The organism is Streptomyces sp. NPDC002851, assembly GCF_053591935.1.
In genome coordinates this window covers 25,369-46,545 of the sequence record NZ_JBSFUT010000020.1, presented here as the reverse complement: position 1 = coordinate 46,545, position 21,177 = coordinate 25,369, and the positions used below count along the sequence as shown (strand labels likewise).

20 protein-coding genes and 1 pseudogene are annotated in these 21,177 nt (G+C 72.4%); 12 read left to right on the top strand and 9 right to left on the bottom strand.

Going from position 1 to position 21,177, the window contains the following annotated elements; all coding sequences use genetic code 11:
• The first annotated feature begins 157 nt into the window (after positions 1-157).
• Positions 158-925, top strand: a complete 768-nt coding sequence (locus ACWD10_RS21690) for a hypothetical protein (protein ID WP_451093534.1) — start codon at positions 158-160, stop codon at positions 923-925.
• A 25-nt stretch (positions 926-950) separates the two neighbouring features.
• Here the strand turns inward: ACWD10_RS21690 and ACWD10_RS21685 are convergent, their stop codons facing one another.
• On the bottom strand, positions 951-1,478 hold the full coding sequence (locus tag ACWD10_RS21685; protein WP_451093358.1) for a hypothetical protein: 528 nt from the start codon (positions 1,476-1,478) through the stop codon (positions 951-953).
• 66 nt (positions 1,479-1,544) lie between these two features.
• Complete coding sequence (locus ACWD10_RS21680; RefSeq protein ID WP_451093356.1) at positions 1,545-2,666, bottom strand: magnesium and cobalt transport protein CorA; 1,122 nt, start codon at positions 2,664-2,666, stop codon at positions 1,545-1,547.
• Positions 2,667-3,146: 480 nt separating this feature from the next.
• Here ACWD10_RS21680 and ACWD10_RS21675 point away from each other — a divergent pair, with 480 nt between their 5' ends.
• From ACWD10_RS21675 to ACWD10_RS21660, 4 genes are all read left to right on the top strand, one after another.
• Entirely contained in the window at positions 3,147-3,794 is a 648-nt protein-coding gene (locus tag ACWD10_RS21675) for a suppressor of fused domain protein (protein ID WP_451093354.1), read from the top strand.
• An 85-nt stretch (positions 3,795-3,879) separates the two neighbouring features.
• Positions 3,880-4,536 carry a DUF6758 family protein gene (locus ACWD10_RS21670; RefSeq protein WP_451093352.1) on the top strand — a complete coding sequence of 219 codons (657 nt, stop codon included), beginning with the start codon at positions 3,880-3,882 and terminating at the stop codon, positions 4,534-4,536.
• Between the two features lie 210 nt (positions 4,537-4,746).
• Positions 4,747-5,619: a PHP domain-containing protein gene (locus tag ACWD10_RS21665; RefSeq protein ID WP_451093350.1), complete on the top strand. Its 873-nt coding sequence runs from the start codon at positions 4,747-4,749 to the stop codon at positions 5,617-5,619.
• Between the two features lie 198 nt (positions 5,620-5,817).
• Positions 5,818-6,423: a MarC family protein gene (locus ACWD10_RS21660; RefSeq protein ID WP_451093348.1), complete on the top strand. Its 606-nt coding sequence runs from the start codon at positions 5,818-5,820 to the stop codon at positions 6,421-6,423.
• A 105-nt stretch (positions 6,424-6,528) separates the two neighbouring features.
• Here ACWD10_RS21660 and ACWD10_RS21655 read toward each other — a convergent pair whose 3' ends face one another.
• The 3 genes and pseudogenes from ACWD10_RS21655 to ACWD10_RS21645 form a co-directional block, all read right to left on the bottom strand.
• Positions 6,529-6,681 carry a hypothetical protein gene (locus ACWD10_RS21655; RefSeq protein ID WP_451093346.1) on the bottom strand — a complete coding sequence of 51 codons (153 nt, stop codon included), beginning with the start codon at positions 6,679-6,681 and terminating at the stop codon, positions 6,529-6,531.
• Positions 6,682-6,853: 172 nt separating this feature from the next.
• The gene (locus ACWD10_RS21650; protein WP_451093344.1) at positions 6,854-7,726 is read right to left on the bottom strand and encodes an alpha/beta fold hydrolase; all 873 of its coding nucleotides are present in this window, start codon (positions 7,724-7,726) and stop codon (positions 6,854-6,856) included.
• A gap of 187 nt (positions 7,727-7,913) precedes the next feature.
• A pseudogene (locus ACWD10_RS21645) lies at positions 7,914-10,200 on the bottom strand (DEAD/DEAH box helicase).
• Between the two features lie 260 nt (positions 10,201-10,460).
• On the opposite strand from ACWD10_RS21645, the gene ACWD10_RS21640 reads away from it, so the two are divergent.
• Positions 10,461-11,231, top strand: coding sequence for a ferritin-like fold-containing protein (locus ACWD10_RS21640; protein WP_451093342.1), 771 nt, complete (start codon positions 10,461-10,463; stop codon positions 11,229-11,231).
• 25 nt (positions 11,232-11,256) lie between these two features.
• Here ACWD10_RS21640 and ACWD10_RS21635 read toward each other — a convergent pair whose 3' ends face one another.
• The 4 genes from ACWD10_RS21635 to ACWD10_RS21620 all read right to left on the bottom strand — a co-directional run bounded on the left by ACWD10_RS21635 (position 11,257) and on the right by ACWD10_RS21620 (position 13,267).
• Complete coding sequence (locus tag ACWD10_RS21635) at positions 11,257-11,523, bottom strand: hypothetical protein (protein ID WP_451093340.1); 267 nt, start codon at positions 11,521-11,523, stop codon at positions 11,257-11,259.
• A 201-nt stretch (positions 11,524-11,724) separates the two neighbouring features.
• The gene (locus ACWD10_RS21630) at positions 11,725-11,952 is read right to left on the bottom strand and encodes a DUF3107 domain-containing protein (protein WP_451093338.1); all 228 of its coding nucleotides are present in this window, start codon (positions 11,950-11,952) and stop codon (positions 11,725-11,727) included.
• Between the two features lie 132 nt (positions 11,953-12,084).
• Positions 12,085-12,726, bottom strand: a complete 642-nt coding sequence (locus ACWD10_RS21625; RefSeq protein ID WP_451093336.1) for a TetR/AcrR family transcriptional regulator — start codon at positions 12,724-12,726, stop codon at positions 12,085-12,087.
• 274 nt (positions 12,727-13,000) lie between these two features.
• Positions 13,001-13,267, bottom strand: coding sequence for a hypothetical protein (locus ACWD10_RS21620; protein ID WP_451093334.1), 267 nt, complete (start codon positions 13,265-13,267; stop codon positions 13,001-13,003).
• A 148-nt stretch (positions 13,268-13,415) separates the two neighbouring features.
• Between ACWD10_RS21620 and ACWD10_RS21615 the strand changes: the two genes are divergently transcribed.
• The 6 genes from ACWD10_RS21615 to ACWD10_RS21590 all read left to right on the top strand — a co-directional run bounded on the left by ACWD10_RS21615 (position 13,416) and on the right by ACWD10_RS21590 (position 21,168).
• The gene (locus ACWD10_RS21615) at positions 13,416-14,387 is read left to right on the top strand and encodes an alpha/beta fold hydrolase (RefSeq protein ID WP_451093332.1); all 972 of its coding nucleotides are present in this window, start codon (positions 13,416-13,418) and stop codon (positions 14,385-14,387) included.
• A gap of 303 nt (positions 14,388-14,690) precedes the next feature.
• Complete coding sequence (locus tag ACWD10_RS21610; RefSeq protein WP_451093330.1) at positions 14,691-15,785, top strand: DUF3152 domain-containing protein; 1,095 nt, start codon at positions 14,691-14,693, stop codon at positions 15,783-15,785.
• Positions 15,786-15,975: 190 nt separating this feature from the next.
• On the top strand, positions 15,976-17,940 hold the full coding sequence (locus ACWD10_RS21605; RefSeq protein WP_451093328.1) for a DUF3492 domain-containing protein: 1,965 nt from the start codon (positions 15,976-15,978) through the stop codon (positions 17,938-17,940).
• Positions 17,937-19,238, top strand: coding sequence for a hypothetical protein (locus ACWD10_RS21600; RefSeq protein WP_451093326.1), 1,302 nt, complete (start codon positions 17,937-17,939; stop codon positions 19,236-19,238). The genes ACWD10_RS21605 and ACWD10_RS21600 overlap by 4 nt, the downstream gene beginning before the upstream one ends.
• A 167-nt stretch (positions 19,239-19,405) precedes the next feature.
• The gene (locus ACWD10_RS21595) at positions 19,406-20,362 is read left to right on the top strand and encodes an NAD-dependent epimerase/dehydratase family protein (RefSeq protein WP_451093324.1); all 957 of its coding nucleotides are present in this window, start codon (positions 19,406-19,408) and stop codon (positions 20,360-20,362) included.
• A complete protein-coding gene (locus tag ACWD10_RS21590) occupies positions 20,350-21,168 on the top strand; it encodes a spherulation-specific family 4 protein (protein ID WP_451093322.1) in 819 nt (272 codons plus the stop codon). Before ACWD10_RS21595 ends, ACWD10_RS21590 begins: the two co-directional genes overlap by 13 nt.
• Positions 21,169-21,177 lie beyond the last annotated feature (9 nt).

The window sequence follows — 21,177 nt, the reverse complement described above, 5'->3', positions numbered from 1 at the left end:
TCCGGCTTCGTGTCGTATCGCGGGCTTCAGGCTAGCCCGTCCTGGTCAGAGACGCCCTGGTGGGACGTCCGGACGGCTCTCTTCCGGGTGCCGTCTGCGGCCCGGGTACGCTGCCGTACTGTCTCCCCGGACCACCGTATGAGAGGCAGTGCAACACGTGACCCTCCTTGCCCTCGGCCGAGCCCGCCGTACCGCCCTGGCCAGCGCGGTGTGCGCGGGGATCGTGGCCGGAATGACGGGCCTGACGGGGTGCGGCGGCGGCAGCACCGAGAAGAACCCGGACGCGGGCACCAACGGGATCGGCAAGCTGACCGCCGCGAAGATCCAGGACGAGGCACAGCAGGCGGCGCGGTCCGCGTCCTCGGTGCGCCTCGCCGGATCGGTGGTCAGCAAGGGCGCGACGTACAAGCTGGACATGCGGCTCACCGGCGACGGCGGCAGCGGCGAGGTCACGTCGAAGGACCGCACTTTCGAACTGCTGCGGATCGGCGGGCACCTCTACCTCAAGGCCGACGGCAGGTTCTGGGCCAGCCAGGGCGGCGAGGGCGGCAAGGCCGACCAGGCGGCGGCCGGGAAGCTCGACGGCAAGTTCGTGAAGGTGCCGCAGGGCGACCCCTCGTACAAGCAGCTCAGCGGCTTCACGGACAAGGACCTGCTGCTCGAGGGGCTGCTCACGCTGCACGGCAAGGCGTCGACCGGGGCGCGCGGCAAGGTCGACGGCAAGCGCACCATCAAGATCTCCGGCGACAAGGGCGCGGGCGGCACCCTCGACGTCTCCCTGGAGGGCAAGCCGTACCCGCTGCGCCTGGCGCGCGCGGGCGACGCGGGTGTCCTCCACCTCACGGACTGGGACAAGGACTTCGACCTGGAAGAGCCGCCGAAGAGCGACACGGTGGACTACGGGAAGCAGCTGCCGACGTCCTGACCCGGTCGTGACCGCAGGGCCGCGCTCAGTCCGTCTTGCGGCCCGTCTTGCGGCGCCGCTTGAAGAGTATCCGCGGCAACGCGCCCGGGATCGGCTCCCGGGTCGTCGCCGGAGTCGGCAGCGGCGGGGCCGCGAGGGAGCCCGAGGGCGGCTCGGCGCCCGCGGTGTTCTGCGGCTCCAGGCGTACGACCCGGCACTCGCGGGCCCAGCGCTCCGTCATCTGCTCGGCGTCCGGCGCGTTCAGGCGCTTGCCCTTGAGATCGGCGACCGCCGCCTCCCACTCGGGGGAGTGCGGCGCGAGCTCGACGACCTTGGCCGTCCAGGTGACCAGACGGCCGCCCTTGTCCTTGCTGCGCACCGTGACCTCGGCACTCGCCCCGTCGGCGAGCTGCGGCAGCGGCTGCTCGCCGGGGCCGTCGCCGACGACATGCGCGGCGCCCTCGTGCCATACATGCCAGAGCGCGCGGGCGGGACCGGCGGCCCGGACCCAGATGAGGCCGGACTTCTTGGTGGCTTCCTCGACGAGGGCGCGGTCGAGCATGGGGTCACTCATGGGCGCAGCTTATCCAGCGGGTGCGTACGAGGTGCCCGGCGGGCGCGTACGGGCCGCAGGGCCGGGTCAGAGCCAGCCGTTCCGCTTCAGTGTCCGGTGGATGGCGAAGCAGACCACGGCGATCCCGCCGAGCACCATCGGGTAGCCGAACCTCCACTTCAGCTCCGGCATGTAGTCGAAGTTCATGCCGTACACGCCGCAGATCATGGTGGGCACGGCGATGATCGCCGCCCAGGACGTGATCTTGCGCATGTCCGCGTTCTGCGCGACCGTCGCCTGCGCGAGGTTGGCCTGGAGGATCGAGTTAAGCAGCTCGTCGAAGCCGATGACCTGCTCCTGCACGCGCGCGAGGTGGTCGGCGACGTCCCGGAAGTACTTCTGGATGTCGGGGTCGATCAGCCGCATCGGCCGCTCGCTGAGCAGCTGAAGCGGCCGCTGGAGCGGGGAGACGGCCCGCTTGAACTCCAGGACCTCGCGCTTGAGCTGGTAGATCCGCCCGGCGTCGGTGCCGCGCGGGCCGCCCTTGCCCGCGGGCTGCGCGAAGACGTCGCTCTCGACCTCGTCGATGTCGTCCTGCACGGCGTCGGCGACCGCGATGTACCCGTCCACGACGTGGTCCGCGATGGTGTGCAGGACCGCGCTCGGCCCCTTGGCGAGCAGCTCCGGGTCGTCCTGGAGGCGGTGCCTCAGCGCCCGCAGCGAGCCCTGGCCGCCGTGCCGCACGGTGATGAAGAAGTCCCGCCCGGTGAAGCACATGACCTCGCCGGTTTCCACGACCTCGCTGGTGGCGGTGAGTTCGGCGTGCTCCACGTAGTGGATGGTCTTGAAGACGGTGAACAGTGTGTCGTCGTACCGCTCCAGCTTGGGCCGCTGGTGGGCGTGGACCGCGTCCTCGACGGCCAGCGGGTGCAGCCCGAACTCGGCGGCGATACCGGAGAATTCCGCCTCGGTCGGCTCGTGCAGCCCGATCCACGCGAAGCCGCCGTCCCGGCGTACCTGGAGCATCGCGTCGTGCGGCGTGAGCGGCTCTTCGGTGGGTACGCGGCGGCCGTCCCGGTAGACCGCGCAGTCGACGACGGCGCTGGTGGCGGTCGCGTCGCGGCGGGTGTCGTACGCGCCGTAGCCGCCGTCGCGGCCCTTGCGGAGCTGGGGGCGGACGGCGGCGCGCAGGTCACGAATCATCGACATTGGCAGGCTCCTTCGCAACGCGGCTGCGACGCGGGGGTGGAACTGCCCGGAATGGGGACGTACGGCTCTTGTCACGTCCGCAAAGCGGGCGGCACCGCTCCGTCGCGGCGACATCCTTCGCTACTGACTCAGGTCAAGCAGAGAGACGAGACGCTCTTCCGTGGTGCGAAGTGCCGTGGGAATGCACAGGGCTTCAGGTGTTTGCCCGGCTGCGGCCCGGGTACGGAAAGCCCCGATGAAAAGATGCAGTCACCTGGCGGAAGAGCGGGTGGTACTGCACGGTCGACTTCGGTCCATGTGAGCCCCACCTCCTCCGGCCGGTCCCCGTAGGGAAAGTCCTGTCCCCGTAGGGAAGTCCCGCATCGCCCGGGCGCGAACTCGCGCTTCTGCGCGCTGCCCTGGACGGCTGCCAAGAGTATCAGCCGACCGGAGCGTCAAGGCGCCGCTTTGCCAGCCCTCCACGAGTTCTATGCTCGCGCCATGGCAGAAGTTCTTGCGCTGGTCGAGGCCAGGTTGCGTACGGCACTCGGGGAACCGGACGCGCGGGCGGCGGTGACGTTCCTGGGCACGGAGCGGATCGAGGTGTTGCGCTTCCGGGACGGCGACGTCCTGCGGTACGCGACGCTCGGGATGTCGGCGCAGCCGATGGCCGATCCGGCCGGTCCCTCGCCCGACCACCACCCCTCAACGAGCCGCTCCGCGGCGCCCCTGTCGATTGTGCTCGCCGACCCGGTGAAGGGGCCGCGCGCGGAGCTGGTTCTTTCGGTACGTGGGGGCGCCAAAGGCACGGCGGACACCGACAAGGTGCTCCGGCCGCTCGCCGTGCTCGCCGCTTCGCCGCAGGTCGAGGGGGTGGTCGTGGTCCCGGGGGCCTCGCTCGACGTGGGGGAACCGCTGTGGCCGGACGCCCCGTTCACCTCGGTCCTGGTCGCCGAGCCGGGCGGCCTGGTCGAGGACCTGGTGCTCGAACCGCCCATGGATCCGGTGCAGTTCCTGCCCCTGCTTCCGATGACGCCGAACGAGGCCGCGTGGAAGCGGGTGCACGGCGCCGGCGCGCTCCAGGAGAAGTGGCTCGCGCACAACACGGACCTGCGCGATCCGCTGCGCCGGTCCGTGAGCCTCGACTGAACTCCTCACTTCGACCTGGCGCCGTACGGCCCGGACGGGTGATCGTCCTTGACGCGGCGACGGCCGGGTAGGACTGTTGAACGCTATGAGGGGCGAACCCAGTTGCCCGAAGTGCGGTGGCCGGGTCAGGGCTCCCGGTCTCTTCGCCGATACGTGGCAGTGCGATGTACACGGGACCGTGCATCCCCTGCAGCCCGTGATTCCACCGAGCGTCGAGGCCCTCAGTGTTGTGGTGCACCGCACCCACGTACCGGTGTGGATGCCGTGGCCGCTGCCGCTGGGCTGGCTGTTCACCGGGGTGGCGTGCGCGGGGGACGACAGAAACGGGGGCCGGGCGACCGCGGTCGCCTGCTCCGGGCCCGGGCCACTCGGCGGGATGGGCGAGATGATCCTCGTCTCCGAAGAGTTGGGTGTCGGCCTCGGCGCGCGGTACGCGGGCATCCAGGGCCCCGACCCCGGCCCGCACCTCAACGTCGAGAAGCCACCGCAGGCCAAGGTCCTCGCGGCCGGCCGACCGACCCCGCTGTGGCACGTCCCGGGTTCCCCGGACGACCGCGCCGTCTTCGTCGGAGAGGCCCGCGGGCTCTGGCTGTGGGCCGTGGTCTGGCCCGAGCAGACCGGCCTCCTGATGTACGACGAGCTGGTCCTTACGGATCTGCGGGACGCGGGCGCGGAGGTCGAACTGCTGCCGTGCGGGGCGCTGTCGCCGAGGCTGATTTCTTCGAGCCCGTCCGGCGATTGAGGACGAGCGCCTTCAGCGCGATGGGGGGGTCTGGGGGCGGAGCCCCCCACGCGGCGTTAGCCGCATATCGACACAGCCGGGAAGGGGCGGGGCCGGGGAGGAAGCCCGCCGCAGGCGCACCCTCGCACCACGCGCGTCAGGGAGCACACCCACCGGGCGATACCCTTAAGCGTCCCCCGCCCGTCCCCGTCCGCCGCCCGGAGGGTCCTCGTGCGCATCGATCTGCACACCCACTCCACCGCGTCCGACGGTACGGACAGCCCGACCGAGCTCGTCCGCAAGGCCGCGGCCGCCGGGCTCGACGTCGTGGCGCTGACCGACCACGACACCACCCGTGGCCACGTCGAGGCCCGTGCCGCGCTCGCCGAACTCTCGACCGGGCTGACCCTCGTCACCGGCGCCGAGCTCTCCTGCCGCCTCGACGGCACACCGCTGCACATGCTGGCGTACCTCTTCGACCCCGAGGAGCCGGAGCTCCTGCGCGAGCGCGAGCTGGTCCGCGACGACCGGGTGCCGCGCGCCCGGGGCATGGTCGGCAAGCTTCAGGAACTCGGCGTTCCGATCACCTGGGAGCGGGTCGCCGAGATCGCGGCCGACGGCTCGGTGGGCCGCCCGCACATCGCCGAGGCCATGGTCGAACTCGGCGTCGTGCCCAGCGTCTCCGACGCGTTCACGTCCGACTGGATCGCCAACGACGGCCGGGCGTACGTCGAGAAGCACGAGCTGAACCCCTTCGACGCGATCCGACTGATCAAGGCGGCCGGTGGGGTCGCCGTCTTCGCGCACCCGCTGGCCGTCAAGCGCGGCGAGGTGGTGCCCGAGTCCGCGATCGCCGAGCTCGCCGCGGCCGGTCTGGACGGGATCGAGGCCGACCACATGGACCACGACGCGGCCACCCGCGCCCGCCTGCACGGCCTCGCCACGGACCTGGGCCTGCTCGCCACCGGGTCCAGCGACTACCACGGCAGCCGCAAGACCTGTGTCCTCGGGGAGTTCACCACCGACCCCGAGATCTACGGCGAGATCACCCGCCGTGCCACCGGGGCGTTTCCCGTGCCGGGTGCGGGCGGGACTGACGCCTAGGCGTCGCTTCCGTTTTACGTATCCCCGCTTTACGTATCCCCGCCGTCAGCTCGGTGACCGTCCTGGGGGCTGCGCCCCCGGACCCCCGCTCATCGCGCTGAACGCGCCGTCCTCAAACTCCCCCACTCTCGGCTTCGCTCGAGCGGGAGGTACCCCCGGGACGGGCTCCTTCAGTACCACCCCAACGCAAGGCTCACCGTGTTCGATCTCGCCGTCTTCGGCTCGCTCTTCTTGACCCTCTTTGTGATCATGGATCCGCCCGGGATCACGCCGATCTTCCTCGCGCTCACCGCGGGGCGCCCCGCCAAGGTGCAGCGGAAGATGGCGTTCCAAGCGGTGTGCGTGGCCTTCGGGGTGATCGCCGTCTTCGGCGTCCTGGGCCATCAGATCCTCGACTACCTGCATGTCTCCGTGCCCGCCCTGATGATCGCGGGCGGTCTGCTGCTTCTGCTCATCGCGCTCGATCTGCTCACCGGCAAGACTGACGAGCCGAAGCAGACCAAGGACGTCAACGTCGCCCTCGTACCGCTCGGCATGCCGCTGCTCGCCGGGCCCGGCGCGATCGTCTCGGTGATCCTCGCGGTGCAGGACGCGGAGGGGCTCGGCGGGCAGCTGTCCGTGTGGGGCGCGATCGTGGCCATGCATGTGGTGCTGTGGGTGGTGATGCGGTACTCGCTGGTGATCATCCGCGTGATCAAGGACGGCGGTGTCGTGCTCGTGACGCGGCTCGCGGGGATGATGCTCTCCGCGATCGCCGTGCAGCAGATCATCAACGGGGTCACGCAGGTGATTCAGGGCTCCTGAGCTCCTGGGCGCCCGGACGCCTCTCGTCGGGTACGCACATCTCGTCGGGTATGCAAACGGCCCCCGTGCCGCGTTGCACGGGGGCCGTTCGAGCTGGTGGCGGCGTTACGAGGCCGCGGGCTCGGTCGGGCGGATGTAGATGCGCTGGCCGATTGCGGCGGCCTGCTGCACGATCCGGTTGACGGAGGCGGCGTCCACGACGGTGCTGTCCACGGCGGTGCCGTTCACATCGTCCAGGCGCAAGATCTCGAAGCGCATAGCTTCTCCCTTCGTCCGGTGATCCTCCTGCAAGGAGAACTTTCAGTATGTACGCGCGCTATGTCGCCCGGTTTCCCGAGCTGTTACGAGCGCGCGTCACTGGTGACAACGACTTGCCCCCTGCAAACATTCCCTACGCTAAGGAAATTTTTCGCGCCCCTAATTTTTGGCGCTAAACAGTCGCTGTGACGTCGTCCCAGAAGGCGACGAGTGCGGCCGCCGTGGGCCCGGGTCGGTCCGTGTTGGGGGAGTGCTCGGCGCCCGCGATCACGGTCCGGTGCGCGTCCAGGCGTACGGCCATGGAGTCGAGCAGCGGCACCGGCCAGACGTCGTCCCGCTCGCCGGACAGGACGTGCTTGGGCAGGGGTACGCGGGCGAGCGCGGCCACCCGGTCCGGCTCGGTGCGCAGCTGCCGACCGGTGGTGGTGAGCTGGGCGGGGCTGGTGCGGAGCCAGCGGTTCCGTAGTGCGGGCCTGGTGGGTTCGTCGAAGCTGGCGGCGGCGTCCTCAGGGGGCTCCAGCTCCTGCATCGCGTCCCACACCGCCGCCATGTCCAGGACGGTGAGCGCGTCGAGCAGCAGCTTCACGCGGTCCTGCTGGGACGGGGAGACCTGGGCGGGGCCCGAGGACACCAGCGTCAGGGAGGCGAACGGGGCGGCGTCCCGCAGCACGGCGGCGCGGGCGACCAGTCCGCCCAGGGAGTGCCCCAGGAGGTGCACCCGGCCCCCGCCGCCGATCGCCTCGGCCTGCGCGAGCACGTCCTGCGCCAGCTCGTCCATTGCGTAGGGGGCCTCGTCGTCGTCCGGCCCCTCCGTCTCGTACTGCCCACGACCGTCGACGGCGACCGCACGGTAGCCCGCGGCCGCGATCGGGGCGAGCAGCTCGATGAAGTCCTCCTTGCTGCCGGTGTACCCGGGCAGCAACAGCACGGTGCCCCGGTGCGCCGTCTCCGGCCCGGTGTCGAGAACGGCGAACGCGCCGCGCGCGGTGGGGAGTTGGTACGCGGCGATACCGGGCGGGGGCGTGAAGAAGGGGGGCCTGCTCATGGGAGGAGGCTAGGCCCTGTCGTCGAACTCCCGCCCACCGGGCGACGACGGGACGTTGACAGCAGGACCTGGCGACAAGATCTGGCGACCGGACCTGGCGGCACGACCTGGCGGCAGGCGTACGAATGCCGATGGCCCGGCCCCTCATGGAGAGGACCGGGCCATCGGCGTTGCGGTGAGGCGAGTGTCAGGCGTCCGCCTGCTCGGCCGCGGGCTTCGCGGTCGCCTTGCGGGTACGGCGACGGGGCTTGGCCTCGCCGGTCGTGTCCGCGGTCTTGGCCTCTGCCTCCGGGGCGGTGGCGGTGGCCTTGCGGGTGCGACGGCGGGGCTTGGCCTCGGCGGCGGCCTCGGTGCCTTCGGCGGTGGCGACGGCGGCCTCGGGGGCCGCCTCCGGGGCGGTGGCCGTCGCCTTGCGAGTACGGCGGCGGGGCTTGGCCTCGGCAGCCGCCTCGGTGCCTTCGGCCGTGGCGACGGCCGTCTCGGCGGGGGTTGCCTCCGGGGTGGCCGTGGTCGCCTTGCGGGTGCGGCGGCGGCGCGGCTTGACCTCGGCGGTGTCCGTCGAGTCCGTCGCGTCCGTCCGCTCCGTCGTTTCCGGCGTCGCCGTCGGCTGGGGGATCACCGCGGTCTCGGCGGTGGTCTCCGGGGCCGTGGCCGCTGCCTTACGCGTACGGCGGCGACGGGGCTTCGCCTCGGTGCCCTCCGCCGTGTCGACGACGGCCTCCGCCCGCCCGGCCGGAGCCGGGACCGAAGCCTCGGCGGTCACGGTCGCCTCGGAAGCGGGCGCACCGGCCCGGGTACGGCGACGGCGGCGCGGAGTGCGCGGTGCCTCGGCCGGCGCGGCGGCCGCGTCGGCGTCCGGACCGGCCGGAGCCGGAGCCGTGGCGCCGTCGACCGCGGACCCGCCGACCGTGGACCCGTCGGCCGGGGCGCCCTCGACCGGCGCGCCCCCACGGGTGCGGCGGCGCTGACGCGGGGTCCGGGTGCGCCGCGGGCGCTCTTCCACAGCGTCCTGGGCGTCTCCACGCGAGCCCTTGCCGCCGCGGCCACCACGGCCGCGGCCACCGGTCTCGCCCAGGTCCTCGACCTCCTCGGCCCGCAGCCCGGCGCGGGTGCGCTCGGAGCGGGGCAGTACGCCCTTGGTGCCCTCGGGGATGCGGAGCTCCTCGAAGAGGTGCGGGGACGTGGAGTACGTCTCCGGCGGGTCGTTGAAGTCCAGCTCGAGCGCCTTGTTGATCAGCTGCCAGCGCGGGATGTCGTCCCAGTCGACCAGCGTGATCGCGATGCCCTTGGCGCCCGCGCGGCCGGTGCGGCCGATGCGGTGCAGATAGGTCTTCTCGTCCTCGGGGGACTGGTAGTTGATGACGTGCGTGACGCCCTCGACGTCGATACCGCGGGCGGCGACGTCGGTGCAGACGAGCACGTCCACCTTGCCGTTGCGGAACGCGCGCAGCGCCTGCTCGCGGGCGCCCTGCCCGAGGTCACCGTGGACCGCGCCGGAGGCGAAGCCGCGGCGCTCCAGCTGCTCGGCGATATCGGCCGCCGTGCGCTTCGTGCGGCAGAAGATCATCGCGAGTCCGCGGCCCTCGGCCTGAAGGATGCGGGCGACCATCTCCGGCTTGTCCATGGAGTGGGCGCGGTAGACGTGCTGCGCGGTGTTCGCCACCGTCGCGCCCTGGTCGTCCGGGGCGGCGGCACGGATGTGCGTGGGCTGCGACATGTAGCGGCGGGCCAGGCCGATGACGGCGCCCGGCATGGTCGCCGAGAACAGCATCGTCTGACGCTTCGCCGGAAGAAGGTTGATGATCTTCTCGACGTCGGGCAGGAAGCCCAGGTCGAGCATCTCGTCGGCCTCGTCGAGGACGAGCGCGCGGACGTGCCGCAGATCGAGCTTCTTCTGGCCCGCGAGGTCGAGCAGTCGGCCGGGGGTGCCGACGACGACGTCGACGCCCCGGTTCAGCGCCTCGACCTGGGGCTCGTACGCCCGGCCGCCGTATATGGCGAGGACCCGGACGTTGCGGACCTTGCCCGCGGTGAGCAGGTCATTGGTGACCTGGGTGCACAGCTCGCGGGTGGGAACGACGACGAGCGCCTGCGGAGCGTCGGTGAGCTCCTCGGGGGCCGCCCGGCCGGACTCGACGTCCGCGGGGACGGTGACGCGCTCGAGGAGCGGAAGGCCGAAGCCGAGGGTCTTGCCGGTGCCGGTCTTGGCCTGGCCGATGACGTCCGTACCGGCGAGGGCGACGGGGAGAGTCATCTCCTGGATGGGAAAGGGGGTCGTGATGCCGACGGCCTCGAGGGCTTCGGCGGTCTCGGGAAGGATCCCGAGCTCTCGGAACGTAGTCAGGGTGCTGCCTCTTCTGTGAGACGCGGCGCGAGGCGAACGCTGGGGGGTCGTGACCGCGCCGGGGTGTGCATCCGGCCGCTGTAGTGCGAGGCCGGGTGGCACGGGACCACTGCCGTCGCTCGAGCGTCACGCCGCTGAGGGCCCCTCCTGCGTACGCGCTGACGCATACGGCCCGGAGGGCTGTCGGGTCGGAGCCGATCGGGCCACCGACCGGGCATCCTCATTCGGATGGCCCGTTGAGTTACTCGGAAACCTCCGAATACTCGGCGGGCGCATTAGCACCATACCCCGGATCGGCGCAGGCGTGTCTGCCAAATTGGTCACGTAGTCGTGGTCACAGTGACTGACCAGGAACTTCCCTGATCGTACGAGCGGGCTATTGTGCGCTCCATGGAGACGCCTGACACGCCTGACCACGCCAAGGACGCCGCCGAGGCCACGGACGCCGCCGCGGCCGAAGCCCCGACCGGAGTCGCCGCCCAGGACTGGGCCACGGCCTCCGCCGATCCGCAGTACCGCGCCGCGGTCGTCGACCTGCTCGGGGCGCTCGCGTACGGCGAGCTCGCGGCCTTCGAGCGGCTCGCGGAGGACGCCAAGCTGGCGCCGACGCTCGCGGACAAGGCGGAGCTGGCGAAGATGGCCTCGGCCGAGTTCCACCACTTCGAGCAGTTGCGGGACCGGCTCGCCGCGATCGGCGCGGAGCCGACCGAGGCGATGGACCCGTTTGTGGAGGCGCTCGACGGCTTCCACCGCCAGACCGCACCGTCGGACTGGCTCGAGGGCCTGGTCAAGGCGTACGTCGGGGACTCGATCGCGAGCGATTTCTACCGTGAGGTGGCGGCCCGGCTCGACTCGGACAGCCGGGAGCTGGTGCTCTCCGTGCTCGACGACACCGGGCACGCGAGCTTCGCGGTGGAGAAGGTGCGGGCGGCGATCGAGGCGGATCCGCGCGTGGGCGGGCGGCTCGCGCTGTGGGCGCGGCGGCTGATGGGCGAGGCACTCTCGCAGTCGCAGCGCGTGGTGGCGGACCGGGACGCGCTGTCGACCATGCTGGTCGGGGGCGTCGCCGACGGGTTCGACCTCGCGGAGGTGGGCCGGATGTTCTCGCGGATCACGGAGGCGCACACCAAGCGGATGGCGGCGCTGGGGCTCGCGGCCTGACGACGGCAGGTCCTGACGACGGGAGCTAGGTCGCGACTGATCGCCGCGGCCCCCGTGACGGCCGGAGCAGCAGGGAGAGCAGGGCCATCGTGAGGACGGCCGCGCCGGCGAGAGTGGCCAGGGCGTGGCCCGGGCCCAGGGACGAGTGGGTGATGAACGCACCGAACACCGCCCCGGCGGCGCCGGTGGTCAGGACGAGGGCGCGGGACGGCAGCCGCTCGGCGAAGCGGTAGGAGGCGGCCCACGCCAGGGCCAGGCCGAGCGCGGCGGAGCCGAGCGCTTCCCAGATCATGTGTCCTCCCGGCGGCCGGAGCGGAATGTCGTCCTTACGTCGATGCCGGTCTTACCCGGGGTGGCCGGAATGCAATCCTCCGCTTGCTCCGGGGCGTCCAGTTACTCCGGGGTGTCCGGCACAGCAGACGCGGTACGCAGAAGGGCGGGGCCCGGGTTCGATGGAACCCGGGCCCCGCCCTTTGAAGTTGCTGCGCGGCGCTCAGAGTGCGCTGAAGCCCACCTTGCGCGCCGTCGGCTCGCCGATCTCGACGTACGCGAGCTTTTCCGAGGGAACCAGAACCTTGCGGCCGTGGTCGTCCACGAGGGACAGCAGCTGCGCCTTGCCGCTCAGCGCCTCTTCCACCGCCTTTTCGACTTCCTCGGTGGTCTGAGCGCTCTCCAGCACGATCTCGCGCGGCGCGTACTGCACGCCGATCTTGACCTCCACGGCTTTGTCCCTCCGACGGTCAGTGATGTGCGCGGCCGTCCGCGCCGTACTGACCACACATTAGCCCGGTGAGGGGACGGACAGTCCGCGACGCTGCACGCTGGCAGCGAACAACCCGCGCCGGTACGGAGCTCAGTGCTGTTCCGTGCCGTGCAGCGGGAAGCCGGCGATGCCGCGCCAGGCGAGCGAGGTGAGCAGGCTGACCGCCTTGTCGCGGTCGACCGTGCTGTCGCTGGACAGCCAGTAGCGGGCCACCACCTGCGAGAGGCCGCCGAGGCCGACGCCGAGCAGCATCGCCTCGTCCTTGGGCAGTCCGGTGTCCTCGGCGATGACCTCGCCGAACGCCTCCGCGCACTCCAGGGTGACCTTCTCGACGCGCTCGCGGACCGCGGGCTCGTTGGTCAGGTCGGACTCGAAGACCAGGCGGAAGGCGCCGCCCTCGTCCTGGACGTAACTGAAGTACGCGTCCATCGTCGCGGCCACCCGGAGCTTGTTGTCCGTCGTGGACTCCAGGGCCGTGCGGATGGCTTGCAGCAGGGCGTCGCAGTGCTGGTCGAGCAGCGCGAGATAGAGGTCGAGTTTGCCGGGGAAGTGCTGGTAGAGCACCGGCTTGCTGACCCCGGCGCGCTCCGCGATGTCGTCCATCGCCGCCGCGTGGTAGCCCTGCGCGACGAAGACCTCCTGGGCCGCGCCGAGAAGCTGGTTGCGACGGGCCCGGCGCGGCAGGCGCGTGCCCCGCGGGCGCGCCGCCTCTGTCTGCTCGATGGCTGTCACGCCGCCTCCCATGTCATTGAGCACGGCCTTCTCACGAGCGTGCTGTGGCCGTTCCGTGTGCGGTGTGCTGCCGCACCGCCATCGTACTTTTGGGTAACCGTGGTGTGCGCGGTGCGGACCGAGAATTTCACGTAGCGGACGCTCCGGCACCTGCCGCGACGGCCCGGAATGACCTCATACGTGGATGAAATAGTCATAACGGCAGGTGGCCGTGGTGGAGGTTTCCGGCCAGCCGGTGCACGGTGCGCGGTCGACGCCGGTCGTCCGGCCGCGGTCAGCGGTACTCGTCCTCGTCCAGGTCGATCACCCGGGCCTGCTCGGCCGCGTCCGCCGGGTTAGCCGTGGCCGGGTCGTAGTGGGGGAGCGGATCGTCGTGGTGCTGGCGCAGCTCCGTGTGCTGTTCGGCGGCGTCCACCTCAGGGGTCTCGGCGTCTTCGGTGAGGGACATCTCCGCCGCGTTGTTCGCCGCCTCGTCCTCGTCGTGCTCAACGGCGTACATGGGGTATTCGGGGTTCTCCGGGTCGCTCCGGTCGACGGTCATCGCTTCCACTCCCCTTTTCCCGGGATTCCCCCTCCCTTGAGCCTAGGAGACACCCCTGTCCGGCGCTACGTGATCGCTACCCGATCGTTGTGCGATCTGTGACGGCGAACACGTGATCCCATGCGTGATCGTCTCGTAACATTGCCGCATGTCTTCGACCGAGCTGCCGGGCGCCGTCGCCACCGAGGCGACTCCCGGGACCTTGCCCGTACGGGTGGCCGACGGCGAGGCGCTGCGCTCGGTCACGCTGCCGGGCCTCACGCTCGCCGTGCGGTCCCGCCGGTCGGCCCGCGCCGGACTGCCGCCCGCGCTGTACGTGCACGGGCTCGGCGGATCCTCGCAGAACTGGTCCACCCTGATGCCGCTGCTCGAGGACGTGGTGGACGGCGAGGCGCTCGACCTGCCCGGCTTCGGCGACTCACCGCCGCCGGACGACGGGAACTACTCGGTCACCGGGCACGCCCGCGCCGTGATCCGGTACCTGGACGCGAGCGGCCGCGGCCCCGTCCACCTCGTCGGCAACTCCATGGGCGGCGCCGTCACCACACGCGTGGCCGCGGTCCGGCCCGACCTCGTGCGCACCCTGACCCTCGTCTCGCCCGCCCTGCCGGAACTGAGGGTGCAGGCCAGCGCGGTGCCCACCGGGCTGCTCGCGGTCCCCGGCGTCGCGGGGCTCTTCGCCCGGCTCACCAAGGGCTGGACCCCGGCGCAGCGCACCCGCAGCGTGCTCGGACTCTGTTACGGCGACCCGGAGCGGGTGACGCCGGAGAGCTTCGCGCACGCGGTGCACGAGATGGAGCGGAGGCTTCAACTCCCGTACTTCTGGGACGCGATGGCCCGTTCGGCGCGCGGTGTCGTGGACGCGTACACGCTTGGCGGGCAGCACAACCTGTGGCGGCAGGCGGAGCGGGTGCTCGCCCCGACGCTGCTCATCTACGGCGGCCGTGACCGGCTCGTCGGATACCGCATGGCCCAGAAGGCGGCGCGCGCCTTCCGTGACTCACGGCTGCTCACACTGCCGGAGGCGGGGCACGTCGCGATGATGGAGTACCCGGAGACGGTCGCGGCGGCGGTGCGTGACCTGTTCGTCGACACCGGGCGCCTGGGCGCGGAGAGCTGAGGCGTCGGGGTGGGGAGGCATGCGAGGCGGGGGCCCGCGCCGGAGGGGACGGCGACGGGTACGGGGCAGATACCCGTCGTGCCCGGCGACGCCTCGGCCGGTGCCGCGTCGGCCGGTGCCGGGCGGCGCCGTCGCCCCGGCCCTGACGGTCGCCCCGAGGCGTACCCACCTCAGGAGGCGTACCTACCTCAGGAACCCCAAGCGGACCCGCGCCGACCCCGAACGGCGGTGGCGGAGCCGCATGTTCGTGGCGGGCATCCCGAGCACCGTGAGCCCGGCGGCGGCTGGGGTGCCATCGGGCCCATGACCACGGGAACCGGGCCCCGCGTGCCCGGCCCCCGGCGGGAGTACATAGCCGCCTTCGACGGGCTCGACGGCTCCGGCACCTCCGGTGGACCCCCCGGTGGCCCCGCCGGTCCCGCGGGCGGGCGCGAACTGCTCGAGGACGACGACGTATTCGCCGCCGGAGCGCCCGCGCGGCCCGACGACCCGTACGCCCCCGGCACCGACCGGCACGCCACGCCGGACCGCGAGGACGCACAGACGCCGGTGGGGACGCCCGAGGACGGCAGGGGCCGGAGCGGGAGCAAGGGGCGGACCTTCACCGGGATCGCCGCGGCCGCCGTGACCACCGTCCTCGCCGTCGTCGTCGCCGGGCAGGTGGCCGAAGGGCCGCAGCGCAGCGACACCCGGACCGCCGGTAGGGACCAGGGTGCGCACGGCGAGGCCGACTCCGTCCCGGGCTCCGAGGGCGGAACCTCCGCCGACAAACCCGCCGAGCCCGACAAGCCCGCCCCATTGACGTACGACCAGAAGATGGCCAAGAGGTTCCCGCTCGCCGTCGACCTGAAGGGCAGCGGAGAGTTCGAGGCCATCGGCGGGTTCGACAAGGCGCCCGGCCAGGGGCAGAAGTTCCGCTACCGGATCGACGTCGAAAAGGGACTCGGGCTCGACGGGCAGCTGTTCGCCGAGGCCGTGCAGAAGACCCTGAACGACGAGCGGAGTTGGGCGCACGGCGGCGGGCGTACCTTCGAGCGGATCTCCAGCGGACAGCCCGACTTCGTGATCACCCTGGCGAGCCCCGGGACGACGGCGGACTGGTGCGCCAAGTCCGGGCTCGACACCACCGAGGACAACGTCTCCTGCGACTCCGCCGCCACCGACCGCGTGATGATCAACGCCTGGCGGTGGGCCCAGGGCGCGAAGCCCTACGGCGACGCGATGCTCGCCTACCGGCAGATGCTGATCAACCATGAGGTCGGCCACCGGCTCGGGTTCAACCACGAGACGTGCACGCGCGACGGCGCGCTCGCGCCCGTCATGCAGCAGCAGACCAAGTTCCTCGAGCACAACGGCATCAAGTGCCGGCCCAACCCCTGGGCCTTCCCCGGGAATTGACCCTGCGTAACCGAGTCCGCGCTTAACGCGACGAAACGCTGGCCGTACGGGAAAGTTACGGTCCTTCACCCCTTTTGGTGGCGCGATGGACAACCGTCCGTCGCGCCACCGGTGGCACCGCTTACGTTCGTCCCGCTGCGGGCCGTCGGACCAACGGCGGCCCCCCTAAAGGGAGATCGGGGGTGTACTCGTGCGCATTGGACTGCTTACGGAGAGTGGCTACCCGTATGTCACCGGTGACACCAGGCACTGGTGCGACCGCCTGGTGCGCGGGCTCGACCAGCACGAGTTCGACCTCTACGCGCTCACCCACGGCGCCCACCAGGAGGAGCGCGGCCGGGTCGAACTGCCGCCCCAGGTAAGGCGGTTGCGTACCGCGTCGCTGTGGCGCGCCGAGGACGACGGCGTGGTGTACGGACGGCGTGCGCGCCGCCGGTTCGCCGCGCACTTCGGTGAGCTCGCGGCCGCGGTCTGCGCCGCCGAAGACGGTGACGCGGACCAGGCGGACCGTTTCGCCAGTGCCCTGTACGGGCTCGCCGAACTAGCCCGGGACGAGGGCGGTCTGGTCGCCGCGCTGCGCTCCGAGACCGCCGTGCGCGCCGTGGAGCGCGCCTGTCGCGCACCCGGCGCACGCCGCGCCGCCCTGCACGCACGCGTGCCCGACCTGCTCGCCGTCACCGGACTCCTGGAACGCCACCTGCGGCCGCTCTCCTTCGACTGGTACGAGGGCGCCGAAAGCCCCGACGGCGGGCTCGCGGAGGTCGACCTCTGCCACGCCGCGTCCGGCGGCGCCGCCGCGCTGCCCGGCCTGCTCGCCCGGCACTTCTTCGGGGTGCCGCTGCTCGTCACGGAGTACGGCGCGCATGTGCGGGCGCAGTACGTCGCCTCCGCAGCCTCGGCCGCTTCCGCCGCTTCCGCCGCTTCCGCAGCCTCGGCCGCCTCCGCCACCGGGCCGGTGGGCACGCCCGCGCGGGCGCTGCTCGCGGCCTTCCAGCGGCGGCTCGCGGCCGAGGTGTACCGGCGCGCCGAGCTCATCACGCCCGGCAATACGCACGTACGGCGCTGGCAGGAGAAGTGCGGCGCCGAGAAGGCCAAGCTGCGCACCGTCTACCCGGGGATGTCCGCCGGGCGGTTCGCCGAGGTCGGAGAGGCCGGGGAGACCCCCGGGGAGGAGCCCGGCGACCCGGACACGCTGGTGTGGGTCGGCCGGATCGAGCCCGCCAAGGACCTGATCGCGCTCCTGCACGCCTTCGCCGAGGTGCGCCGCGAAGAGCCCCGCGCACGCCTGCGCATCGTGGGCGCCCCGGCGCACGGCCAGGGCCCCGAGGCGGCCGCGTATCTCGCGCACTGCCGGGCGCTCGCCGCGCAGCTCTTCCCGGACGAGGCCGACGACCCGCACGCTGTCGGCGACAACCCCGTCTCCTTCGAGGAGCTCGGCAGCCCGGAGGTGCCCGAACTCGCCGACGCGTACGGGGCGGGCAGTGTCGTCGTCCTCTCCAGCGTCATCGAGGGGTTCCCCGTTGGCCTCGTCGAGGCGATGTTCTGCGGGCGTGCCACCGTCTCCACGGATGTCGGCGCGGTCGTCGAAGTCATCGGCGGTACGGGGCTCGTGGTGCCGCCGCGCAATCCCCGGGCGCTCGCGGACGCCTGTGTGGCGCTCCTGCGCGACCCCGAGCGCCGGAAGCGGATCGGGGCGGCCGCACGCGCGCGTGCCCTCGAACTCTTCACCGTCGAGCAGAACATCGCAGCGTTTCGTGGCATTTACCTGGAAATCGTCTCGCACTGCCCGGTCCGTCGCGAGGCCGTCGACGAGACCGGCGACCCACTGCCCTTCGCCCACCCCGCCGAGGCCCATGTGCCGGGGCGGTGGGCCGCGGTTCGGGGGCGGCCGGGGAGTGCTCGGTCCGGGCCTCGGCCTGCTGGGCGTAACTCTGCGAAGGGTGGGCCTAGTTGGGCGGCTGCCGGTGCTGGCGCTGGTGCTGGTTCCTGTTCCGGTGCTGGTTCCGGTACGGGCGAGGGTGCGGCTTCGGACGGGGAAGCGGTGCCTGCCGGAACCCCGGCTGCCGACCCGGCTGCCGACCCGGCTGCCGACCCGGCGCCGGTCGCGGTGTCCGCCGGAGCCTCCGGTGCCCGGTCCGGGGAGGTGGAGGCGTGAGGACGTCGCGAGGAGTACGTACGTCGCGTACGGAGTCGGCGGACATGCCGGTGACGCCGGGCAGCCCCGGGGGTTGGGACAGCCGGTCCGAGGAGGTGCTTGCCTCCGGTTCCGCGGCGGCGCGAACGGCAGGGGCCGCGCGCAGGGCGCCGCGGCGCGGGGCCGTCGATCCCGTTAAGGCGCTGATGCACCGGCACCAGGAGCTGTGCGCACGGGCCGTCGATCCACTGGAGATCGCCGCGGGCCTGGAGGCGCACGGCATCACCGACCGGACCGCGGCGCGGTTCCGGCACCGGGATGTGTTCTCGCTCGCCGAGGAGATGTACGCCCGCGTGCCGCGCGGCGCCGAGCAGAGCACCGTGCGCGCACCCCAGGTGCCCGACGCGCCCGCCGCCTCCGCCGTCCCGCCGACCCCGCCGATGCCCGCCGGGTGGGCCGTCGTAGCGCTGCTGCCCGGCGCGCTCTGCGCCGCCGCCTTCGCCGTGGTGCCGCTCACCCCCGGGCGGATGCGGCTCGCCGTGCTCGCGGCAGGGGTGCTCGCCGTATGCGCCGCGCTGCGGGTGAGCCTGCGGTACGGGCCGCTCGGGCCGGTGTCGGCAGTCGCGGCGCCTTCCCTTCGGGTGGACGCCGCGGGGCAGGCGGGACTTCCGACACAGGCCCGAGGGGCCGGGGGGGTGCGGTTCTCGGGCGGTACGCGCGCGTGGAGCTGTCTGCTGCTCGCGTACGCCGTGGCCGGGGACGGGCTTGCGCGGGGCGGGATGCTCGGGACGTCGCCGGGCGACTGGCCGCTCCGTACTTCTGTAGTGCTCGCCCTGACGCTCGCCGTCGCCCCAGGGGCCTGGTGCGCCCGGCTCTTCTCCGTACGGGTCGGGCGGCGGCTCGCGGTCAGCCGCGGGCTTCGGGACTTCGCGGCGGGGGCGCGGCCGCTGCTGCTCGGGGTGCTCGCGCTGTTCCTCGCGGCGGTCCTGGGGCTGCTCCTCGTCGCCGGGCGGGTGCTCCGGCAGCCGCTCGGGCCGGTGGAGCTCGCGGCGGCCGGGGCCCTGGGAGTGCTGCTGCTCCTGGTGCGGCTGCTCGCGGTGTATGGGGAATCGGCGGGCGTCGGGCTCGTCCTGGGCACGGCCTGCGCGGTCGAGGCGGTGGCCGTGGGCGTGGGCGTCGCGGGGCGGCTTCCGGAGGCGTTGCTGCCGTACGTGCCGCTGGTGGCATGCGGCGGGGCGGCCCTCGTCCTGGCCGTACGGGCCGCCCGGCGCCTGACGCTGGCCGCCACCCACGCGGGCGCCCTGTGGGAGGAGCGGTGAGGCGGGACGGAGCGGTTCGGAGAAGCAGTACGGAAGTGCACAGGCAAAGAAATGCGCGCAAATTCAGTGACTCATGGCAACACCCTTGAAGGAGAAGGCCAGATGACCCCTCATCCCCGGGAATCCGCCGCAGGCGCGCCCCGTGAAACTGCCTCCGGAGCCGCCCGATGAGGGTGCTGTTGCTCGGAGCCAATGGATATCTCGGCCGCTTCGTCGCCGACCGGCTGCTCGCCGACCCGGCCGTGCAGCTCACCGCGCTGGGCCGCGGGGACGACGCCGACGTCCGTTTCGACCTCGCAGGCGGCAGCCCCGGCGCCCTGGCCCGGTTCCTGGACGCCGTGCACCCCGGGGTCGTCGTCAACTGCGCGGGTGCCACCCGGGGCGGCGCCCGTGAACTCACCCGGCACAACACCGTGGCCGTCGCCACCGTCTGCGAGGCGCTGCGCCGCAGCGGCTGCGGGGCCCGCCTTGTGCAGCTCGGCTGCGCCGCCGAGTACGGGCCCAGCCAGCCCGGATCGTCGACGGCGGAGGACGCCGTGCCGCGGCCCGGCGGACCGTACGGCGTGAGCAAGCTCGCCGCCACCGAGCTGGTGCTCGGGTCCGGGCTCGACGCCGTGGTGCTCCGGGTGTTCTCGCCCGCCGGTCCGGGGACGCCCGCGGGCTCACCGCTCGGGCGGCTCGCCGAGGCGATGCGGCGCGCCATGCAGTCCGGCGACGGCGAGCTGAAGCTCGGCGGGCTCGGCGTGCAGCGGGACTTCGTCGACGTACGGGACGTGGCCCGGGCCGTGCACGCCGCGTCGCTCTCCGCCGCCCAGGGTGTGGTCAACATCGGCTCGGGCCGGGCCGTGCGGCTGCGCGACGCGGCAGCCGTGCTCGCCCGCGTGGCCGGGTACGGCGGCGCGCTGCACGAGCTGGACGGCGGCCCCGGCGGCCGTCCCGCGCTCGGCCACCCGCGCGACGCGGCCGACCACGCGCCGCCGCCCGTCCACCCGTATCCGGACGGCTGCGGCAGCTGGCAGCAGGCCGATGTGCGCACCGCACGCGATCGGCTCGGCTGGCGGCCCCGGATCAACCTCGAAGAGTCACTCGCCGACATCTGGATGGAGGCCGCATGCCGCATCTGACCAGCGCGACCGGCACCACGCAGCGGTCCGGGGCCCTCGGCATGGGCGTCGGGGTACCCGGATACGCCCACCCTCTGGTCGCGCCCGTCGAGTGGGCCACGCTCACGGCGATGGCCGCCGGTACTTCAGTAGAAGGCGCCGGGGAAACCGCCCGTACTTCAGTAGCGGCGGAAGCGGCGCCTTTGCACTGGACCGTCCTCAATGTGGCGGACGGTCCCGGTGCCCGTCCCGACCCGCACTGTCTGGAGGCGGCGGGGAGACTCAGGAACACCGGGAGTCGTGTTCTCGGTCACCTCGACCTGGACTTCGGGGACCGCTGCTTCGGGGAGCTGGTCTCGGAGGCGCACCGCTATCTGGACTGGTACCAGGTCGACGGCTTCTACCTCGACCGGGCCCCGACCGAGCGGGCCGCCCTGCCCGACACCCGGCGTACCACCACGACCCTGAAGGCCCTCGTCGGCGGCGCGGACGCGCACCTCGTGCTCGGCCCCGGCACCCACCCGTACCCCGGATACGCCGAAACCGCCGACCAGTTGGTGACCTTCTCCGGCACCTGGGCCGACTACCGCTGGTCCCAGGTCGCCGAGTGGACCGCCGAGTATCCGGCCGAGCGGTTCTGCCACTTCGTGTACGGGGTGCCGCACGGCCACCTCGACGAGGCGCTGCGGATCGCCCGCTGGCAGGGTGCGGGCACCGTCTATTTCACCGACCGCACGGACCGCGGCGGAACGGCCGACCCGTTCGAGGCGCTGCCCGGCTACTGGGACGATTTTGTCTCGCGTATCGGACGCTGTGTCTCGGAATGAAGATGGCTG

Excerpts from the sequence above, each read along its gene's own strand:
- ACWD10_RS21685 (WP_451093358.1), bottom strand. The coding sequence starts at position 1,478 with ATGAGTGACCCCATGCTCGACCGCGCCCTCGTCGAGGAAGCCACCAAG.
- ACWD10_RS21680 (WP_451093356.1), bottom strand. The coding sequence starts at position 2,666 with ATGTCGATGATTCGTGACCTGCGCGCCGCCGTCCGCCCCCAGCTCCGC.
- ACWD10_RS21675 (WP_451093354.1), top strand. The coding sequence starts at position 3,147 with ATGGCAGAAGTTCTTGCGCTGGTCGAGGCCAGGTTGCGTACGGCACTC.
- ACWD10_RS21670 (WP_451093352.1), top strand. The coding sequence starts at position 3,880 with ATGAGGGGCGAACCCAGTTGCCCGAAGTGCGGTGGCCGGGTCAGGGCT.
- ACWD10_RS21655 (WP_451093346.1), bottom strand. The coding sequence starts at position 6,681 with ATGCGCTTCGAGATCTTGCGCCTGGACGATGTGAACGGCACCGCCGTG.
- ACWD10_RS21650 (WP_451093344.1), bottom strand. The coding sequence starts at position 7,726 with ATGAGCAGGCCCCCCTTCTTCACGCCCCCGCCCGGTATCGCCGCGTAC.
- ACWD10_RS21640 (WP_451093342.1), top strand. The coding sequence starts at position 10,461 with ATGGAGACGCCTGACACGCCTGACCACGCCAAGGACGCCGCCGAGGCC.
- ACWD10_RS21635 (WP_451093340.1), bottom strand. The coding sequence starts at position 11,523 with ATGATCTGGGAAGCGCTCGGCTCCGCCGCGCTCGGCCTGGCCCTGGCG.
- ACWD10_RS21620 (WP_451093334.1), bottom strand. The coding sequence starts at position 13,267 with ATGACCGTCGACCGGAGCGACCCGGAGAACCCCGAATACCCCATGTAC.
- ACWD10_RS21615 (WP_451093332.1), top strand. The coding sequence starts at position 13,416 with ATGTCTTCGACCGAGCTGCCGGGCGCCGTCGCCACCGAGGCGACTCCC.
- ACWD10_RS21610 (WP_451093330.1), top strand. The coding sequence starts at position 14,691 with ATGACCACGGGAACCGGGCCCCGCGTGCCCGGCCCCCGGCGGGAGTAC.
- ACWD10_RS21595 (WP_451093324.1), top strand. The coding sequence starts at position 19,406 with ATGAGGGTGCTGTTGCTCGGAGCCAATGGATATCTCGGCCGCTTCGTC.
- ACWD10_RS21590 (WP_451093322.1), top strand. The coding sequence starts at position 20,350 with ATGCCGCATCTGACCAGCGCGACCGGCACCACGCAGCGGTCCGGGGCC.